Source organism: Ruegeria sp. CDSB086 (assembly GCF_059611065.1).
Genome location: NZ_JBXWOV010000001.1, coordinates 569,902 through 586,181, shown reverse-complemented (window position 1 = coordinate 586,181; position 16,280 = coordinate 569,902). Strand labels below are relative to the sequence as shown.

At 56.5% G+C, this 16,280-nt stretch carries 17 protein-coding genes; 7 read left to right on the top strand and 10 right to left on the bottom strand.

Annotation, left to right across the window (positions count from 1 at the left end; genetic code table 11):
- Window positions 1-138: 138 nt before the first annotated feature.
- The 8 genes from AC2FIO_RS02900 to AC2FIO_RS02865 form a co-directional block, all read right to left on the bottom strand.
- Window positions 139-1,452, bottom strand: a complete 1,314-nt coding sequence (locus AC2FIO_RS02900; RefSeq protein WP_496695516.1) for a branched-chain amino acid ABC transporter permease — start codon at window positions 1,450-1,452, stop codon at window positions 139-141.
- Entirely contained in the window at window positions 1,449-2,459 is a 1,011-nt protein-coding gene (locus AC2FIO_RS02895) for a branched-chain amino acid ABC transporter permease (RefSeq protein WP_058271609.1), read from the bottom strand. The genes AC2FIO_RS02900 and AC2FIO_RS02895 overlap by 4 nt, the downstream gene beginning before the upstream one ends.
- Before the next feature lie 116 nt (window positions 2,460-2,575).
- A complete protein-coding gene (locus tag AC2FIO_RS02890) occupies window positions 2,576-2,929 on the bottom strand; it encodes a hypothetical protein (protein ID WP_496695514.1) in 354 nt (117 codons plus the stop codon).
- Between the two features lie 222 nt (window positions 2,930-3,151).
- Window positions 3,152-3,475, bottom strand: coding sequence for a hypothetical protein (locus AC2FIO_RS02885; protein ID WP_496695513.1), 324 nt, complete (start codon window positions 3,473-3,475; stop codon window positions 3,152-3,154).
- A 248-nt stretch (window positions 3,476-3,723) separates the two neighbouring features.
- Window positions 3,724-4,167 (bottom strand): hypothetical protein, encoded by a 444-nt coding sequence (locus AC2FIO_RS02880; RefSeq protein ID WP_282151230.1) that lies wholly within the window; start codon window positions 4,165-4,167, stop codon window positions 3,724-3,726.
- Window positions 4,160-5,002: an ABC transporter ATP-binding protein gene (locus AC2FIO_RS02875; RefSeq protein ID WP_082637092.1), complete on the bottom strand. Its 843-nt coding sequence runs from the start codon at window positions 5,000-5,002 to the stop codon at window positions 4,160-4,162. Before AC2FIO_RS02875 ends, AC2FIO_RS02880 begins: the two co-directional genes overlap by 8 nt.
- On the bottom strand, window positions 4,999-5,787 hold the full coding sequence (locus AC2FIO_RS02870) for an ABC transporter ATP-binding protein (RefSeq protein WP_282118423.1): 789 nt from the start codon (window positions 5,785-5,787) through the stop codon (window positions 4,999-5,001). The genes AC2FIO_RS02875 and AC2FIO_RS02870 overlap by 4 nt, the downstream gene beginning before the upstream one ends.
- A gap of 130 nt (window positions 5,788-5,917) precedes the next feature.
- Window positions 5,918-7,099, bottom strand: a complete 1,182-nt coding sequence (locus AC2FIO_RS02865) for an ABC transporter substrate-binding protein (RefSeq protein ID WP_282168299.1) — start codon at window positions 7,097-7,099, stop codon at window positions 5,918-5,920.
- A 153-nt stretch (window positions 7,100-7,252) separates the two neighbouring features.
- Here AC2FIO_RS02865 and AC2FIO_RS02860 point away from each other — a divergent pair, with 153 nt between their 5' ends.
- Complete coding sequence (locus tag AC2FIO_RS02860) at window positions 7,253-8,347, top strand: PQQ-dependent sugar dehydrogenase (RefSeq protein ID WP_496695509.1); 1,095 nt, start codon at window positions 7,253-7,255, stop codon at window positions 8,345-8,347.
- A gap of 7 nt (window positions 8,348-8,354) precedes the next feature.
- On the opposite strand, the gene AC2FIO_RS02855 is transcribed toward AC2FIO_RS02860, so the two are convergent.
- A complete protein-coding gene (locus tag AC2FIO_RS02855) occupies window positions 8,355-9,359 on the bottom strand; it encodes a GlxA family transcriptional regulator (RefSeq protein ID WP_282168302.1) in 1,005 nt (334 codons plus the stop codon).
- 169 nt (window positions 9,360-9,528) lie between these two features.
- Here AC2FIO_RS02855 and AC2FIO_RS02850 point away from each other — a divergent pair, with 169 nt between their 5' ends.
- Entirely contained in the window at window positions 9,529-10,899 is a 1,371-nt protein-coding gene (locus AC2FIO_RS02850) for a class II 3-deoxy-7-phosphoheptulonate synthase (protein WP_496695507.1), read from the top strand.
- A gap of 57 nt (window positions 10,900-10,956) precedes the next feature.
- Here the strand turns inward: AC2FIO_RS02850 and AC2FIO_RS02845 are convergent, their stop codons facing one another.
- A complete protein-coding gene (locus AC2FIO_RS02845; RefSeq protein ID WP_496695505.1) occupies window positions 10,957-11,628 on the bottom strand; it encodes a PAS domain-containing protein in 672 nt (223 codons plus the stop codon).
- Window positions 11,629-11,885: 257 nt separating this feature from the next.
- Here AC2FIO_RS02845 and AC2FIO_RS02840 point away from each other — a divergent pair, with 257 nt between their 5' ends.
- The 5 genes from AC2FIO_RS02840 to AC2FIO_RS02820 all read left to right on the top strand — a co-directional run bounded on the left by AC2FIO_RS02840 (window position 11,886) and on the right by AC2FIO_RS02820 (window position 16,258).
- The gene (locus AC2FIO_RS02840; RefSeq protein WP_496695503.1) at window positions 11,886-12,764 is read left to right on the top strand and encodes a YicC/YloC family endoribonuclease; all 879 of its coding nucleotides are present in this window, start codon (window positions 11,886-11,888) and stop codon (window positions 12,762-12,764) included.
- A 16-nt stretch (window positions 12,765-12,780) separates the two neighbouring features.
- On the top strand, window positions 12,781-13,422 hold the full coding sequence (gene gmk / locus AC2FIO_RS02835) for a guanylate kinase (RefSeq protein ID WP_496695501.1): 642 nt from the start codon (window positions 12,781-12,783) through the stop codon (window positions 13,420-13,422).
- Window positions 13,419-13,943, top strand: a complete 525-nt coding sequence (locus AC2FIO_RS02830) for a gamma carbonic anhydrase family protein (protein ID WP_496695500.1) — start codon at window positions 13,419-13,421, stop codon at window positions 13,941-13,943. The genes gmk and AC2FIO_RS02830 overlap by 4 nt, the downstream gene beginning before the upstream one ends.
- 31 nt (window positions 13,944-13,974) lie before the next feature.
- Entirely contained in the window at window positions 13,975-15,021 is a 1,047-nt protein-coding gene (locus AC2FIO_RS02825; RefSeq protein ID WP_496695498.1) for an ATP-binding protein, read from the top strand.
- Between the two features lie 196 nt (window positions 15,022-15,217).
- Window positions 15,218-16,258, top strand: a complete 1,041-nt coding sequence (locus tag AC2FIO_RS02820) for a substrate-binding domain-containing protein (RefSeq protein ID WP_496695496.1) — start codon at window positions 15,218-15,220, stop codon at window positions 16,256-16,258.
- Window positions 16,259-16,280 lie beyond the last annotated feature (22 nt).

The following is a 16,280-nucleotide window of genomic DNA, read 5'->3' as shown; positions in this document are numbered from 1 at the left end:
GGCAATTTAGCGTAAATAGTGGCCAAAAAGACGGCTGCATCAAGGCGGTACTGGGATTCGTCTAATCCGTATACTCCACAAAATCAAGAAACCGCACCAGTCAGTTGGCGCGGTTTCATGAATTGATGGATTGTGATCTTACTTTTCCGGAATCAGACCCCTTGGACTGAACCTGAGAACAATCAGCAGGACTAGGCCCATGGTGAACAACCGCATATGCGCGGCGCTGTCGATCAAATGAGATTTGAGCGCGCTGCCATCTGGCATACTCGATGTGATCAGGCTCATGAACCACAACCCCATTGGTTCGACCTGAACCCACAGGAACCAGATCAGGAATGCGCCCAGAACAGCACCGAAATTGTTGCCTGAACCGCCCACAATGACCATCACCCAGACAAGGAACGTAAAGCGCAGCGGGTTGTATGTGCCCGGCGTAAGTTGCCCGTCCAGAGTTGTCATCATCGCACCGGCGATGCCACAGATGGCCGAGCCGAGCACGAATATCTGCAGGTGGCGGCGGGTGACATCTTTGCCCATAGCCTCTGCCGCGACCTCATTGTCGCGGATGGCGCGCATCATTCGGCCCCACGGGCTTTTCAACGCCATTTGCGCCATCCACAGCAAAGCAAGCAGAACGATCATGAACAGCAGCGAATAGCCCAGTTTGACCGAAAGCGTCGATGCGATGACGGGGTCCAACCCGAACCAATCGGCGCGCGCGACAAAGCCGGGATCGTTCTGCAGTTCGACCTCGTAGCCTACCACGGGGGCAGGGCGCGGGATTCCGTAGACATTCTTGACGCCCCGGGCCAGCCAGTCTTCGTTCTTCATGATCGCAATGATGATCTCGGCAATGCCAAGCGTTGCAATTGCCAGGTAGTCCGAGCGGAGACCCAGCGCCGTTTTTCCGATCAGCCACGCCGCACCAGCAGCCAACAGACCACCCGCAGGCCAGGCCACAAGGACCGGCAGGTTCAAACCGCCGAGGTTGCCGGCAACTGCCGGATCGATTGCTTCAACACCAGCCACGCTGGGATCGAATACCGCGCGGTAAACAAAGAAGCCTACAATAAGAATGGCGACAATCGTCAAGGTTTGGGCGCGGCCCTTTGGCATCCGGGTCGCCACCAGCACCGCCGCCACAACGGTCGCAGCCCCCAAAAGCAAGGAAAGAACGATGCCGTACCCGCCCGAAGACCACGCACCGGGTGTTGGAGCGGTCGATACCAACACAACAGCCAGACCACCCAGCGCCACAAAACCCATGACACCGACATTAAAGAGGCCAGCAAATCCCCACTGCAGGTTCACCCCAATCGCCATGATGGCAGAGATCAGCCCCATGTTCAGGATCAGGATCGCGGAGTTCCAGCTTTGTGTGAAACCGGTCAGCAGGATCAAGCCGCCAACGACAACAAAAAGCAGCGTGTTTTTGACAGACTCGGTCATACCGCTTTCCCTTTAAACAGGCCGGTAGGCTTGAACAGAAGCACGATCAGCAAGATGGCAAAGCTGACGGCGAATTTGTAATCGGTGGATAGGAATTGCACTAGTCCCGAAGGCGCCAGACTTTCTGGCGCGACGTAAGTCAGCACCTTTTTCCACGCATAAGTTACGGTGACCTCGGAAAACGCGATAATGAACCCGCCAGCGATGGCGCCCAGCGGGTTGCCAAGACCGCCGACAATGGCCGAGGCGAAAATCGGCAGCAGAAGTTGGAAATAGACAAACGGCTTAAAGCTTTTGTCCAACCCATAGAGAACACCAGCGGTGGTCGCCAATGCTGCTACGATGATCCAGGTGATCATCACAACGCGCTCGGGGTTGATACCCGAGAGCAGTGCCAGATCCTCGTTGTCGGAATAGGCTCGCATCGATTTGCCCGTGCGGGTCTTGTTGAGGAACCAGAACAGCAGCGCCACCGCAATAACGGCAACTACCAGAGTGATGCCCTGAGAGGTCTTGATCGCAAGCCCTTCACGCAATCCGGTCATCGCCTTAAAATCACGGGCGGATATAATGAAACGCGCACCGTCCGAAAACCTTTGGTCATCCGGTCCGATGATAAAGCGAACAAGCCCGTTCATGATGAACATGACGCCCATAGAAACGATCACAAGGATCACCGGCTTGGCCTTTTGTTCCCGGTAGAACCGATAGACCAACCGATCGGTTATCAGAACAAGTACGATACAGCCCAGGATCGCAAAGGGCAGGGCCAGCAGCGCGGTGGGTAGTGGGCCAAAACTCACTCCGGCGGCTTGCAGGCCCCAGGTGACCAGCACGGCAATCATCGCGCCAAAGGCCATCGTGTCGCCATGGGCAAAATTCGAAAACCGCAGGATGCCGTAGATAAGCGTGACCCCCAGCGCCCCCAGAGCCAACTGGCTGCCGTAAGCAACCGCAGGCACGATCACAAAGTTCGAAAGCGCAACAAGCGCGTTTAGTAAGTCCATCAATTCTTCTCACTGTCCGGGTGCGGCTTTATGGCACGACGCTTATGTCAGACACAACAATTTGCGCTCCCTTTTTTGGGCTGAAAGGGCCGGAATGTGAGAGAGTTATCGCTTTGTCAGCTTACGGGGTCATCGCAAATGCCACGGTCGTTTGCAGTGTGCTGCCCCTTGATGGACATGTCATAGTTTAGGTCGTCGAAATCGACGACAAAAGTGACCACGTCTTTGTCCATGATGTGGAGAAACGTCAGCGAGTTAACACCCGGTAGAATCTTGGCTTCACCCCGAATTGTGTCCGTTACGATGAAGCCGGTATCAGTCGAACCCGAACGGGCCAGAGTAACGCTACTACCATCGGTGTACGAGACGCAGGTCACGACAAAATCAGCGCCGTCTAGCGGTCCGGAACCAGCAGCCAAACCATATGAGGGGGCGAGAAGGGCGAGTGTCAGTGCAGTCAGATTTTTCATGGTGTCCCTTGGTGGTTTGCTCCGCCTTCCAGATTGGGGTTTCTGCTGGAATGCGGGTGGTTGAGAATGAAGAGCGAACGGAGATCCGCGACGCCCTCATCTGACCTAGACAATATCATTCGGAAAAAAAGAGGAGTGAGCATGTGCTCACATCCTCTTGATATTTCTTGAGATATTAACCTCGATAGCCCCGATTTGTTTCGGGGCTCTCTGAGAGAGCACTTAGACTTCTTTACATGTCCCGTGATCGGTACCGGCATGCGGGCCTTTGACTGAAAGATCATAAGACATGTCGTCATAATGGACGACAAAGGTCATGACATCCGCGCCTTCGATATAGACAAACGTCATGTTGCCAACGCCTTTAAGCACCATGGCATCGCCGGAAATGTTCGCAGTTTCGATGTTGCCCTTGTCTCCTTCCGGTGCCCTGTTGAGGCGCACTTCGCTACCGTCGCGGTCTGAGACGCAGACAAAGTGGCGCTCTTCCGCCGTTGCGGCAGTTGCGCACAAGGTGGCGAAGGCCACACACATCCATTTTTTCATTTATGGGTCCTGAATAGAGTTTTTCATTCAGAAGGTTCGCTTGATTTCACGGAGCTAACTTTGGTTGACCGGGAAACCGTTTCCTTCACAAAGCCCGGCGCTAAACGCACAATGTGACCGGATTGCAGCCGAGGCGTGGAAATCTTGGGATGGTAGGAGAATTTCGGGAAACTTCGGGTATTGATTTCAGACAATTTCGGGAACAAGGATGACGTTGGAGAGCGCCATAATGGCATTGAGGAACTCCATTAAAACTCCAGTCCGCATTTTCCGGAGAATGCGCGTCTTGCTTGGCCTGCTTGCGCATAATCGACATAGCGCATTGGCAGGGTAAGAAGTGTCACTGCCACTTCGGTGTCTGAGGTCTTCGTCACATACATGTTTATGTGTTTGTCGTCCTGTGTCCGAGATGCGGTCAGCAAGTCGTTTTTCGCGGTGGCGGTCCACTCTTGTCCATTTGATAAACGGATTTTCGAAGTGATTTCGCCTGCCCTTGCTATCTGATCCACAGAAAAGTCACCAAAATTGCTTTGAACAAGCTCTGGTGGAGTACCCAAAAGTTCGAGCGTGAGTTCAGCGCCCTCGCAGTCCTCCACATACGCGCAGGTTTCTTGCAAGGCGCAGGGAGTTGAAAGCGCTGTACTGCCAATTGCGGTAAACGCGAGCGTCGCCACGGCCTTCAACTCACCCACCCAAGAAACTCTTTCGCACCTCAGGATCGGCCAACAGTTCCTTGCCTGTACCGGTATAAGCATTTCGACCTTGAACCAGAACGTAACCCTTGTCGGCAATCTCCAGGGCCTGACGAGCATTCTGCTCCACCATCAGGATTGGCAAACCAGTGCGGGAAACCTCGATGATCCGGTCGAACAGCTCGTCCATCACGATGGGCGATACACCTGCGGTTGGTTCGTCCAGCATCAGCACCTTAGGCTGCGTCATCAGCGCGCGGCCGACGGCGACCTGCTGACGCTGACCGCCCGAAAGCTCTCCAGCCGGCTGGTTGCGTTTGTCACGCAGGATGGGGAAGAGGTCATAGACCTGCTCCATCGTCTGACTGATGTCGTCGCGACGGATGAAAGCGCCCATCTCAAGGTTTTCTTCGACCGTCATCGACGTGAAGATATTCGAGGTCTGTGGAACAAATCCCATACCGCGGATCACACGGTCCTGCGGGGTGAGATTGGTGATATCTTCGCCATCCAGGCGGACAGAGCCCGCCCGCACGTCCAGCATCCCGAACACGGCCTTCATGGCGGTCGACTTTCCGGCACCGTTAGGGCCAACGATGACTGCGATCTCACCCTTGTCGACCGCGATAGTACAGTCGTGCAGGATGTCCGGCCCTTTGCCGTAACCGCCGGTCATGGTGTCGCCGATCAGAAAGGGACCGCCTTCAACCTTGGAAACGGGACCGCTTTTCGCATGCGCGGGGGTCATGGTGCCAACGCCGCGGGTATTGGTGATCGAGGCGTCTTTGTTGCCGTGATCGTCCTGATAGGGATTATCGCCTGCACCCGCGGTCATGTTTGGGCCTCCAGCTTGTCTTTGTTCTTGAGGCCGGTCCCCAGATAGGCTTCGATCACGTGCTCATTGGCCTTGATCTCGTCCAGTGTACCCTCAGCCAGAACCTTGCCCTCGGCCATACAGATGACCGGGTCGCAGATCTTGCCAATAAAATCCATGTCGTGCTCGATGACGACGAAAGTATAGCCGCGTTCCTTGTTTAGACGCAGGATCGTGTCGGCGATGGTCATCAACAGGGTGCGGTTCACGCCTGCGCCGACCTCGTCCAGAAACACGATTTTGGCGTCGACCATCATGGTGCGGCCGAGTTCCAGCAGCTTCTTCTGACCGCCCGAGACCTGACCCGCCTTGTGGTCGGCCAGATGTTCGATAGTTAGAAACTCAAGCACCTCATCGGCCTTGGCCTTCAGGGCTCGTTCTTCGTCGGCGATGCGCTTGCGACCAAACCAGGTGTTCCACAGGGATTCACCTGATTGCGTGCCGGGCACCATCATCAGATTCTCGCGGCAGGACATCGAAGAGAATTCGTGCGCGATCTGGAAGGTGCGCAGCAGACCTTTGTGAAACAAATCATGAGGAGGCAGGCCGGTGATCTCTTCGCCGTCCATGAACACTCTGCCGCTTGTCGGAGGCAGAACGCCCGCGATCACGTTGAAAAGGGTGGTCTTTCCCGCCCCGTTCGGCCCGATCAGGCCTGTGATCGAACCTTTTTGGATTTCCAGCGACGCCCCATCCACCGCGTGAAACCCGCCGAAATGCTTGTGCACGTCCTCGACGACGATCATCTTTTCCCCTTGCCACCCTTGTCGGTGTTTCTGCTTCTTCGACCCCAAAAGGTGAGGTGCGGCCTTTTTTCATTGAAACAGCCCGGACACAAGGCCCGGGCTGCTTGATTTTATGACGTTTAAGACCGGATCAACGGAAGTTGACGGTCTTGTTTTCGCCGTCGGTTACTTCGATCTCGCGGTAGGAACCCGCGCTTTCACCGGGGCCGATCAGCTCAACGCCCGATGCGCCGACATAGTCGATGTCCTGGCCAGCGGCGAGAAGCTCCAGACCTTTGGCCAGTTCACCCGGATAGATCTTCTCGCCCGGGGCGTTGGCGACATCCAATATCTTGGCGCCGTATTCAGCCGGGTTAGTAGAACCTGCGGCCTGCATGGCCAGCATGAACAGCGCGGCGGCGTCATAGGATTCAGGCGAATAGGGCGACGAACCGTCAAAGCCTGCGGCCTCGGCCATGGCAAAGTACTTTTCAGCACCTTCACCGCCCGAACCGGCGATCTGACCAAACGAGCCGTTCAGGTCGGGACCGACGTTGGAAGGCAGCGAGTCACCGATCATGCCGCCCGGCAGACCGAATGTTTCGAACGCACCACTGTCCAGCGAGGACTGGATGATGCCCAGACCGCCCTGGTCCAGATAGCCTGCAACAACCAAAATGTCGCCACCGGCCGACGCCAGCGCACCAACTTCAGCCGAGTAGTCAGCCTTGCCGTCTTCGTGCGCGGCAACGATGGTCACTTCACCACCGGCTGCTTCGAACGAGGATTGGATCGCGTCTGCCAGACCCTTGCCGTAGTCGTTGTTGGTGTAGGTCAGGGCGATCGAGTTGATGCCGCGATCCTTCAGGATGTCAGCCATCACTTCGCCTTCACGTGCATCCGACGGGGCGGTGCGGAAGAACAGGCCGTTGTCTTCCATGGTCGACAGACCCGGCGATGTCGCCGACGGCGAGATCATGACCATGCCGTTCGGGATCGCAACGTTTTGCAGGATCGCGCCGGTCACACCCGAGCAGTCGCCGCCGACAATACCGGCAACGCCGTCCGCGATCATGCGTTCGCCGTTTGATGTCGCCAGACCGTTGTCGATACAGCCGGTGTCAGCGCGCGACGCGGTGACCTTTGAGCCGTCCAGCAGTTTGCCGGATTCGGTGACTTCGGCCATCGCCATTTCAGCGCCGGAACCCATTGCAGGTGCAAGCGATTCAATCGGGCCGGTAAAGCCAAAGAGGACGCCCAAAGTGACGTCTTCGGCCAGTGCCGGACCAGCCAGCAGAGCGGATGCTGCAGTTGCAGTAAGCAGCTTTTTCATATGGTTACTCCCTTATTGGAACGTATTCGTTCTGGGCAAGACCCTAGGCAAGCTGTCTGGAAAAGAAAAGTCCTAACGCAAATGTGTTTTTGCCAATAATAAACCTATTTGTTTTGATGAGCTTGTCACATTTTACCAGAGTTGGAGATTCTCATGTTTAGGGCTGCCGCGATTCTGGTCCTGTCGGTTTTTGCTGGCCCCATCAGCGCCGATACCCTTCAAACCTCTGCCGGGACGGTTCAGGTCACGGCGATGGTTACCGGGCTGGATGCACCTTGGGCCATCGGGTTATTGCCCGGGGGCGGCACATTGGTGACCGAACGGGACGGCGAGCTTTTGTTTGTCTCGCAAGGCGGGGTCAAACGCATTGCCGGGGTGCCCAAGGTGGCTGCGAACGGGCAGGGCGGGTTGCTCGATATCACCGTGGCACGGGATTTTTCACAGTCTCGCGAGGTGTTTCTCACCTTCTCCAAACCTCAAAGCGGCGGGGCGGGAACGGCGGTGGCCGTGGCGCGCCTGTCGGAAAACGGGGGCCGTTTGGACAACGTGCAGATCATTTTCGAAGCGGTTCCTGGAGGTTCGACCGGCCGACACTTTGGTTCGCGTGTGGTCGAGGCACAGGACGGAACGCTGTTTGTAACGATTGGAGATCGCGGAGACCGTCCGTCAGCGCAGGACAGGTCAAACCACATGGGCACCGTCATTCGCATAAATCGCGACGGCACGGTGCCTGCTGACAATCCTTTTGTCGGGCAAGCCGGTATTCGACCTGAGATTTGGTCAATTGGCCATCGCAACCCGCAGGGCGCTGGGTTGGACCGGCAGGGTCGCTTGTGGATTTCAGAGCATGGTGCGCAGGGCGGGGATGAAGTGAACCTGATCCAACCGGGGCGGAATTTCGGCTGGCCGGTGATATCCTATGGCGTTCACTACTCGGGCCAAAAAATCGGAGAGGGGACCTCGAAACCGGGTATGGAACAGCCTGAACATTATTGGGACCCGTCCATCGCACCGTCCGGTTTGCTGGTCTATTCCGGCAAGCTTTGGCCAGAGTGGCGGGGCGATATCTTTGTCGGGTCGCTCAAGTTTGACTACATCTCGCGCCTTGAAGGAACACTGCTGCGCGAGGTCGAACAGATCAAGGGACCGGAAACCGAGCGTGTTCGGGACATCGTCGAAGCCCCGGATGGGGCGATCTGGTTCATTTCGGTGGGACAGGGAGCCATCTATCGCATGAACCCCAAATAGGCGCGGATCAAACCGAAAGCCGCCCGCTTTGAGCACCACGCTCACGGTAAGGCGTGGTGTTGTAATGGGCCCGGTAGCATTTTGAGAAATGGCTGGGTGAGGCAAAGCCGCAAGCAAGAGCCACATTGATCACGCTCATATCTGTCTGCATCAGCAGGTTGCGCGCTTTGTGCAGGCGCAGTTCCATATAGTATCGCTTGGGCGAGCGGCTGAGGTAGCGCCGGAACAGGCGTTCCAGCTGGCGCGTGGACATGCCGACATCCTTGGCCAGTATCGAGGGTGAGATCGGCTCTTCGATGTTCTTTTCCATCATCAGGATGACCTGGCTTAGCTTGGGGTGGCGTACACCAATCCGGGTCGGGGTCGACAGGCGCTGTGTATCCTGATCGGTACGGATCGAGGAATAGATCATCTGATCCGCTACGGCATTCGCCAGATCCTCACCATAATCATCGGCAATGATCTTGAGCATCAGGTCGATTGAGGATGTGCCGCCCGCGGTCGTCATCCGGTTACCGTCGATCTGAAAAACCGATTTGGTAAGCTCGACCTCGTCGAATTCTTCGATAAAGCTGTCAGAATTCTCCCAGTGGATCGTGGCGCGTTTGCCGTCCAGCAACCCGGCTTTGGCCAACGTATAAGCTGCCGTACACAATCCGCCGATGCGCAAACCGCGCCGGGCCTCGCGCCGGACCCAATTCAGCACTTTCTTTGTTGTCGCCAATTGAACGTCTACGCCACCGCAGATCAGAATCACGTCGTCGCGTTGCAGTTCGACCAAGTCGGCTTCAACGTTAAAGGTAGTCCCGGCAGAACAGCTGACCGTATCACCACCTTCACCAGCAAGGGTCCACGTGTAGAGTTCTTTGTCTGCCATACGGTTGGCAATCCGCAGGCTGTCCAACGCCGAGGCAAAAGACAGCAGGGAAAACTTGTCCAAAAGGACAAATACGAAATGCCGAGGATTGGCCTCAGCGCCTTCCACTGTGACAACTTGGCGTTGCTCTTGCATGGCTTGGTGTCCTTGATTCGGCGCGTTGTTACGTCGCGTCCGGCGTCGTTGTTGCCAGCCACCATGATCAAAGCTTGTTTCCCCCGTCAAGAGGCGCAAATCGTATATGGTCACTCTTCAATGCATTTTGTATAGAGACGACCTGACTACTTCAGCGGAGATCAAAGCTATGACCGAATGGCAAAAAACGAACTGGCGCAACAAGCCCCGGGTTCAGATGCCAGACTATATCGATGCGGCCGCGCTGGCCAAAGTCGAGGCTCAGCTTTCTCAGTATCCCCCGCTGGTCTTTGCTGGCGAAGCACGGCGTCTCAAGCAACATCTGGGTGCCGCCGGTCGCGGCGAGGCTTTCCTGTTACAGGGCGGGGATTGTGCTGAAAGCTTTGAACAATTCAGCGCGGATGCAATTCGTGACACCTTTAAGGTGATGCTGCAGATGGCGATGGTGCTGACCTATGGTGCCAAGGTGCCGGTGGTCAAAGTGGGCCGCATGGCGGGCCAGTTTGCCAAGCCGCGCAGTGCGCCGACCGAGGTTTTGGACGGTGTTGAGTTGCCTAGCTACCGCGGTGACATCATCAACGAGCTGGCTTTCACGCCCGAAGCCCGCATCCCGAATCCCAGCAAGATGCTGCAGGCCTACACGCAGGCTGCCGCAACCTTGAACCTGTTGCGTGCATTCTCGACAGGCGGTTTCGCCGATATGAGCATGGTGCATTCGTGGACATTGGGCTTCACGGATGAACAGGATGTTCAGAAATACTCGGAAATTGCGGACCGTATTCAAGACACGATCGACTTCATGGATGCCGCCGGGATCACAGCGGACACTACGCATGAGTTCTCAACCGTGGAGTTTTACACCAGCCATGAAGGCTTGCTGCTGGAATACGAAGAGGCGCTGACCCGTCTCGATTCGACGTCTGGCAACTGGTTGGCAGGGTCCGGTCACATGATCTGGATCGGCGATCGCACGCGTCAGCCAGACGGTGCGCATGTCGAATTCTGCTGCGGTGTATTGAACCCGATTGGTCTGAAATGTGGCCCGACCACGACAGCCGAGGACCTCAAGGTTCTGATGGCCAAGCTGAATCCGGAAAACGAAGAGGGTCGCCTGACCCTGATCGCACGGTTTGGCGCAGGCAAGGCAGGTGAACACCTGCCGCGTCTGGTCAAGGCGGTTAAGGAAGAGGGCGCCAAGGTGACCTGGGTCTGCGACCCGATGCATGGCAACACGATCAAATCGGCAACCGGGTACAAAACCCGTCCGTTCGACTCAGTCCTGCGCGAAGTGCGCGACTTCTTTGGCGTTCATCAGGCCGAGGGTACGGTTCCCGGCGGTGTGCATTTCGAGATGACCGGTTTGGACGTCACCGAATGCACCGGGGGTGTGCGCGCGGTGACCGAAGAGGACCTGTCGGACCGCTACCACACAGCGTGCGACCCACGCTTGAACGCGTCGCAGTCCTTGGAACTGGCATTCCTGGTTGCAGAAGAACTGACCAACTTGCGCCGCGACCGCAAAAAGCGCGCCGCCGGTTAAGGTTATCAAAAATCAACGAAAAGGCGGGCTGCACAGGCCCGCCTTTTTTGTTTGTGATTAGTCATCGCGCGACACAACCAGCCTCAGATGTGAACCGGGACGGTCAAATTTTTGCTGATCTTCGGCGAAGCCTGTCTCGACTGTTTGCGACGGTTTGGGAACCTGCACATGCGACACCGGGCGCAAGTTGTTTGCTGAGATTGTGAACCGACGGGGTGTTGCACCGATTGCGCCGTCGCTGACCAATACGCCGAGAATGCGGCTGACATCACCCAGATCACTTTTCAACGGCAACAGAAGCATGCGGGCCTGCAATTGCACACGCCCAAGCCGGCCCGATGAGTCCAGGGTCAGATTCGCGATAGCTGGCTGTGCGAATACTTGTTCCGACACGGTTTTGATCTGGTCCCGTGCGCCGGGCTCAAAGAAAGAGGTCAGCGGCATACCACGCACTTCCATCCCGGCCAGCTGGTTCAAATGCCTCCCGGCCAGACGGAACCGGGTAAGTCCGGGGGCGATGCGTTCCAGAACGAAAGTGTATTCCAAAATGTTCTCAAGCCCGCGGGGGTCGATTTGCGACCGCATGGGAACACCGTCACCTGTCAAAAGTGCCGTCCAATACGCCTCGGCCTGCCGGATAGGCGAAAGGCTGCGCCCGCTGTCAAAACGATCCATAGCGACGATCTTTCCAAAACTTGACCCGAAACCGTTCCCGAAAAAGGTTTTCATCATTATCACCCTGGCGCCTATCGACCGTCATTTTCCTAAAATGCGAAATACTGGGGACCTCGATCCGAGACCGGTGTTCGCAGGTGTAAGACTGACGCAGGTTGAATCAATTTTGGAGTAAATCTTTAACGAATGGTTAACGACTGGCCGACAAAGGCAGAGTCAGCAAACTCTTGCCCTGTGCGGGCAGTTCGCATTAGGTGCGCCCAGCAAACTGAAAACTGGCAGCTATGGAAAGGGCAGGCATGATTAAATCCATGACGGGTTTCGCCTCGGGCAAAGGGGCGTTTGGGCCGCATAGCTGGACGTGGGAGTTGCGCAGCGTGAACGGCAAGGGGCTGGACATGCGTCTGCGCGTGCCGGACTGGTTGACCGGGCTTGAGGCCGCATTGCGCGCCGCCATGTCGAAACAACTCAGTCGGGGCAATGTGACATTGTCTTTGCGCCTCAGCCGAGATGAGACGCAGGCGGACCTAGTCCTGAACGAGACTGCCATGGGTGCCGTTCTTGAGGCTGTGGCGCGAACGCAGGAAATGGCCATTGCGCGGGACGTAACCCTTAGGCCCTCGACAGCCGCGGATCTGATCTCGCTCAAGGGTATGTTGGATGCGGGCAGTGATGGGGATGACCCGGGCCCATTGGTTGGCCAACTGACGACAGAGTTCACTGGCCTATTGGGCGAATTCATAGAAATGCGCCAGTCTGAAGGGCGGGTGCTGGCGACTGTTCTCGAAGATCAACTAGGGCAGGTGGCTTCATTAACGGTCCAGGCGGCAGAGCTGGCAGAGCAGCGCAAGGACAAAATGGCCGAGGCGCTGCGGGATAATCTGGCGCGGGTAATGGACAACGCGCAGGGGGCTGATCCGGACCGCGTTGCTCAGGAAATGGCGTTGATTGCCGTCAAGGCGGACATCACCGAAGAGATTGATCGCCTGAAAGCGCATGTCGTGGCAGCCCGCGATCTGCTGGCGCAGGACGCGGCGGTCGGGCGCAAGCTGGATTTCCTGATGCAGGAGTTTAACCGCGAGGCCAATACCTTGTGCTCAAAGGCGCAAAGCGCGGAATTGACAGCGGTAGGCCTTGAGTTGAAGGCCGTAATAGATCAGATGCGCGAGCAAGTGCAGAACGTAGAATAACCACAGGAGCGCCCAAATGGCGGATCGACGCGGCCTATTAATCATTCTGTCCTCGCCTTCGGGGGCCGGTAAATCGACCCTGGCGAAACGGCTGATGCAGTGGGATTCTGAGCTGGAGTTTTCGGTCTCGGCCACCACCCGCGCACCACGTCCAGGTGAGGAAGACGGACGCGAGTATTACTTCCTTAGTGAAGATGCGTTCCGGCAGCAGGTGTCTGAGGGGCAAATGCTGGAACACGCGCACGTGTTCGGCAATTTCTACGGCTCACCTGCGGGTCCGGTACGCGAGTCCATTAACAGCGGCAAAGACGTTCTGTTTGACGTGGACTGGCAAGGTGAGGTGCAAATCCGAAATTCGGACCTGGGCAAGCACGCATTGTCGATCTTTATCCTGCCGCCGTCGATCCCTGAGCTGCGCCGCAGGCTGGAAAGCCGCGGTCAGGACAGTGAAGACGTGATCGCAAAACGTATGCTGAAAAGTTGGGATGAGATTAGCCACTGGGGCTATTATGACTATGTTCTGATCAATGACGATCTGAATGCCACCGAAGAAAAGCTGAAAACCATCGTCAGCGCCGAACGCATGCGCCGCATCCAGCAGCCCAGCCTGCAAAACCATGTCCGCACGTTGCAAAACGAATTTGAGGGCTTGGCATGACCATTTACGCTTTGGGTGAAATCGTTCCGCAAATCCACGAAGACACCTGGGTTGCGCCGGACGCCAACCTGATTGGGAAAGTCGTTCTGGAACAGGGAGCCTCGGTCTGGTTCGGCTGCACCATCCGCGCCGACCACGAAGAAATCCGCGTGGGCGAGGGCAGCAACGTCCAGGAAAACTGCGTCATGCATATCGACGCCGGGTATCCGCTGACCATTGGTAAGAACTGCACCATCGGACACAAGGTCATGCTGCATGGCTGCACGATCGGGGAAAACACGCTGATCGGAATGGGCGCGATTGTTCTGAATGGGGCGAAGATCGGGAAAAACTGCCTGATCGGTGCCGGCGCCCTGATTACGGAAGGCAAAGATATACCCGATAACTCTCTGGTCATGGGGTCGCCGGGCAAAATTGTGCGCGAACTGGATGAGGCTGCAGCGCAAAAAATCACCTTCAGCGCGCTTCACTATCAGCAGAATATGCGCGCGTTTCGCAAAACTTTGAAACCTGTGTCCTAGGTTGATTCCAAACGCATCAAGAGTGACGGAAATGCCAAACGACCTGCTTGCTGAAATTGTGTCGGCCATTCCGATGCCCACGCTTATGGTTGATCAGACCGAGCGCATCATAGCGGCCAACACCGAAGCCAAAACCATGCTGGGTCAGAACATCGAAGGCCGTCATTTCGCGACGATCCTTCGGCAGCCACAAGTTATCGACGCGATAGAGCAGAGCCTGCGTAACAAGGGCTCGACCAAAACGCGCCATTTGTCCAATGATGGTGCCCAGGACACCACTTTCGAAGTGCAATGCCGTTACATGAACGGTGTGGGCGCGGTGGAGGGCGGTGCCGTGATGGTTGTTTTCCAGGATGTCACGCATCTGGAACAGGCCGGACAAATGAGACGCGACTTCGTGGCGAATGTCAGCCACGAACTGCGTACGCCTCTGACCGCTCTGATGGGCTTTATAGAAACATTGCGCGGTCCAGCGCGAGACGATGCAGCCGCCCGTGAACGGTTTCTGCAGATCATGACCGACGAAGCCAATCGGATGAACCGGCTGGTCGGCGATCTGCTATCCCTGAACCGGGTCGAGAGCGAAGAGCGAGTTCGCCCCAAAGAGCAGTTTGATCTGACAGGCCTGTTGCAATCAACGCTGACAACGCTGCGTCCTCTGGCCGAGGCTGCAAATGTGGACCTGACACTGGATACGTCTTCGGGACCAATCTCGGTGACCGGAGACAGCGACCAACTGCGCCAAGTGTTCACGAACCTCGTTGAGAACGCCATCAAATATGGTGGGAGCGGCGGTAGTGTTGATGTGCGTATTCAGGCCTCGGAGCGCGACACCGCCATGCGCGGTCCTGCGGTTCGGGTCCAGATCGCAGACAAAGGCCCAGGCATTGATGCCGTACATCTGCCGCGCCTTACTGAGCGATTCTATCGCGCCGACAGTCACAGGTCCCGCGAATTGGGCGGTACAGGATTGGGCCTGGCGATTGTAAAGCACATCGTCAACCGCCATAGGGGCCGGTTGCGTGTCGAAAGCACCCTGGGCAAAGGTTCTGTATTTACAGTGATTTTGCCACGCTGATCTCGGACTTCCAGCGCGGGTCCATTTCGAACGCGAACGGTGTTCCGTGGGGTCAAGTTAAGAAAACGTAAGAAAATCGTTACGTGTCATAAAACCGTTACGAACTTGTCACAAAAGGCTTACCGACGCCTCTTAGGGGTTCGCCCCAAGATCATCATGGGGGTGATCAGAATTTACCTTTCTCAAGGAGACTGTAATGTCCTTTGTTAAACTGTCGGCTTCGGCTCTCACCATCGCTGCTGTATCGGCCACCACGGCCGCCGCTCGTGATCAGGTTCAGGTTGCAGGGTCGTCGACCGTTCTGCCTTATGCCTCGATCGTGGCTGAAGCCTTCGGTGAAAACTTTGACTTCCCGACACCGGTTGTTGAATCGGGTGGTTCCTCGGCAGGTCTGAAGCGTTTCTGTGAAGGTGTTGGCGAAAACACCATCGACGTTGCAAACGCATCGCGCCAGATCCGTGAAAAAGAAATCAAAGCCTGTGCCGAAAACGGCGTGACCGACATCATCGAAGTTCAGATCGGTTATGACGGCATCGTTTTCGCATCTGACATCAACGGCAACTCGTTCGAGTTCACGCCGGAAGACTGGTACAAAGCGCTGGCCGCGAAAATCGTTGTAGACGGTGAAGTAGTCGACAACCCGAACAAAACCTGGGCCGACGTGAACCCGGATTTCCCGGCGCAACCGATCGCAACCTTCATTCCGGGCACCAAGCACGGCACACGTGAAGTGTTTGAAGACAAGGTGATCCTGGCAGGTTGTGAGCACCTGGGCGATTTCGAAGTGTTCAAGGCAGCCGCCGGCGACGACAAGAAAGCGGCTGAAAAGCAGTGCATCGCCATCCGCACCGACGGCGTTTCGGTCGACATCGACGGTGACTACACCGAAACTCTGGCCCGTATCGACAGCAACAAAGACGGCATCGGCGTCTTTGGTCTGGCGTTCTACGAGAACAACACCGACAAGCTGCAAGTCGCAACCATGTCTGACGTTGTTCCTTCGACCGAGTCGATCGCAACCGGCGAATACCCGGTTTCGCGCCCGCTGTTCTTCTACGTGAAGAAAGCACATATCGGCGTGATCCCCGGCCTGAAAGAATATGCTGAGTTCTTCGTCGCTGACGAGATCGCAGGCCCCGACGGTCCGCTGGCAGAATACGGCCTGGTATCTGACCCTGAGCTGGTCAATGTACAGGAAGCGGTTGCCAACGAAACCACGCTGGGCAGCGGTTCCTAATCACTCTTACGAACGGAACCGG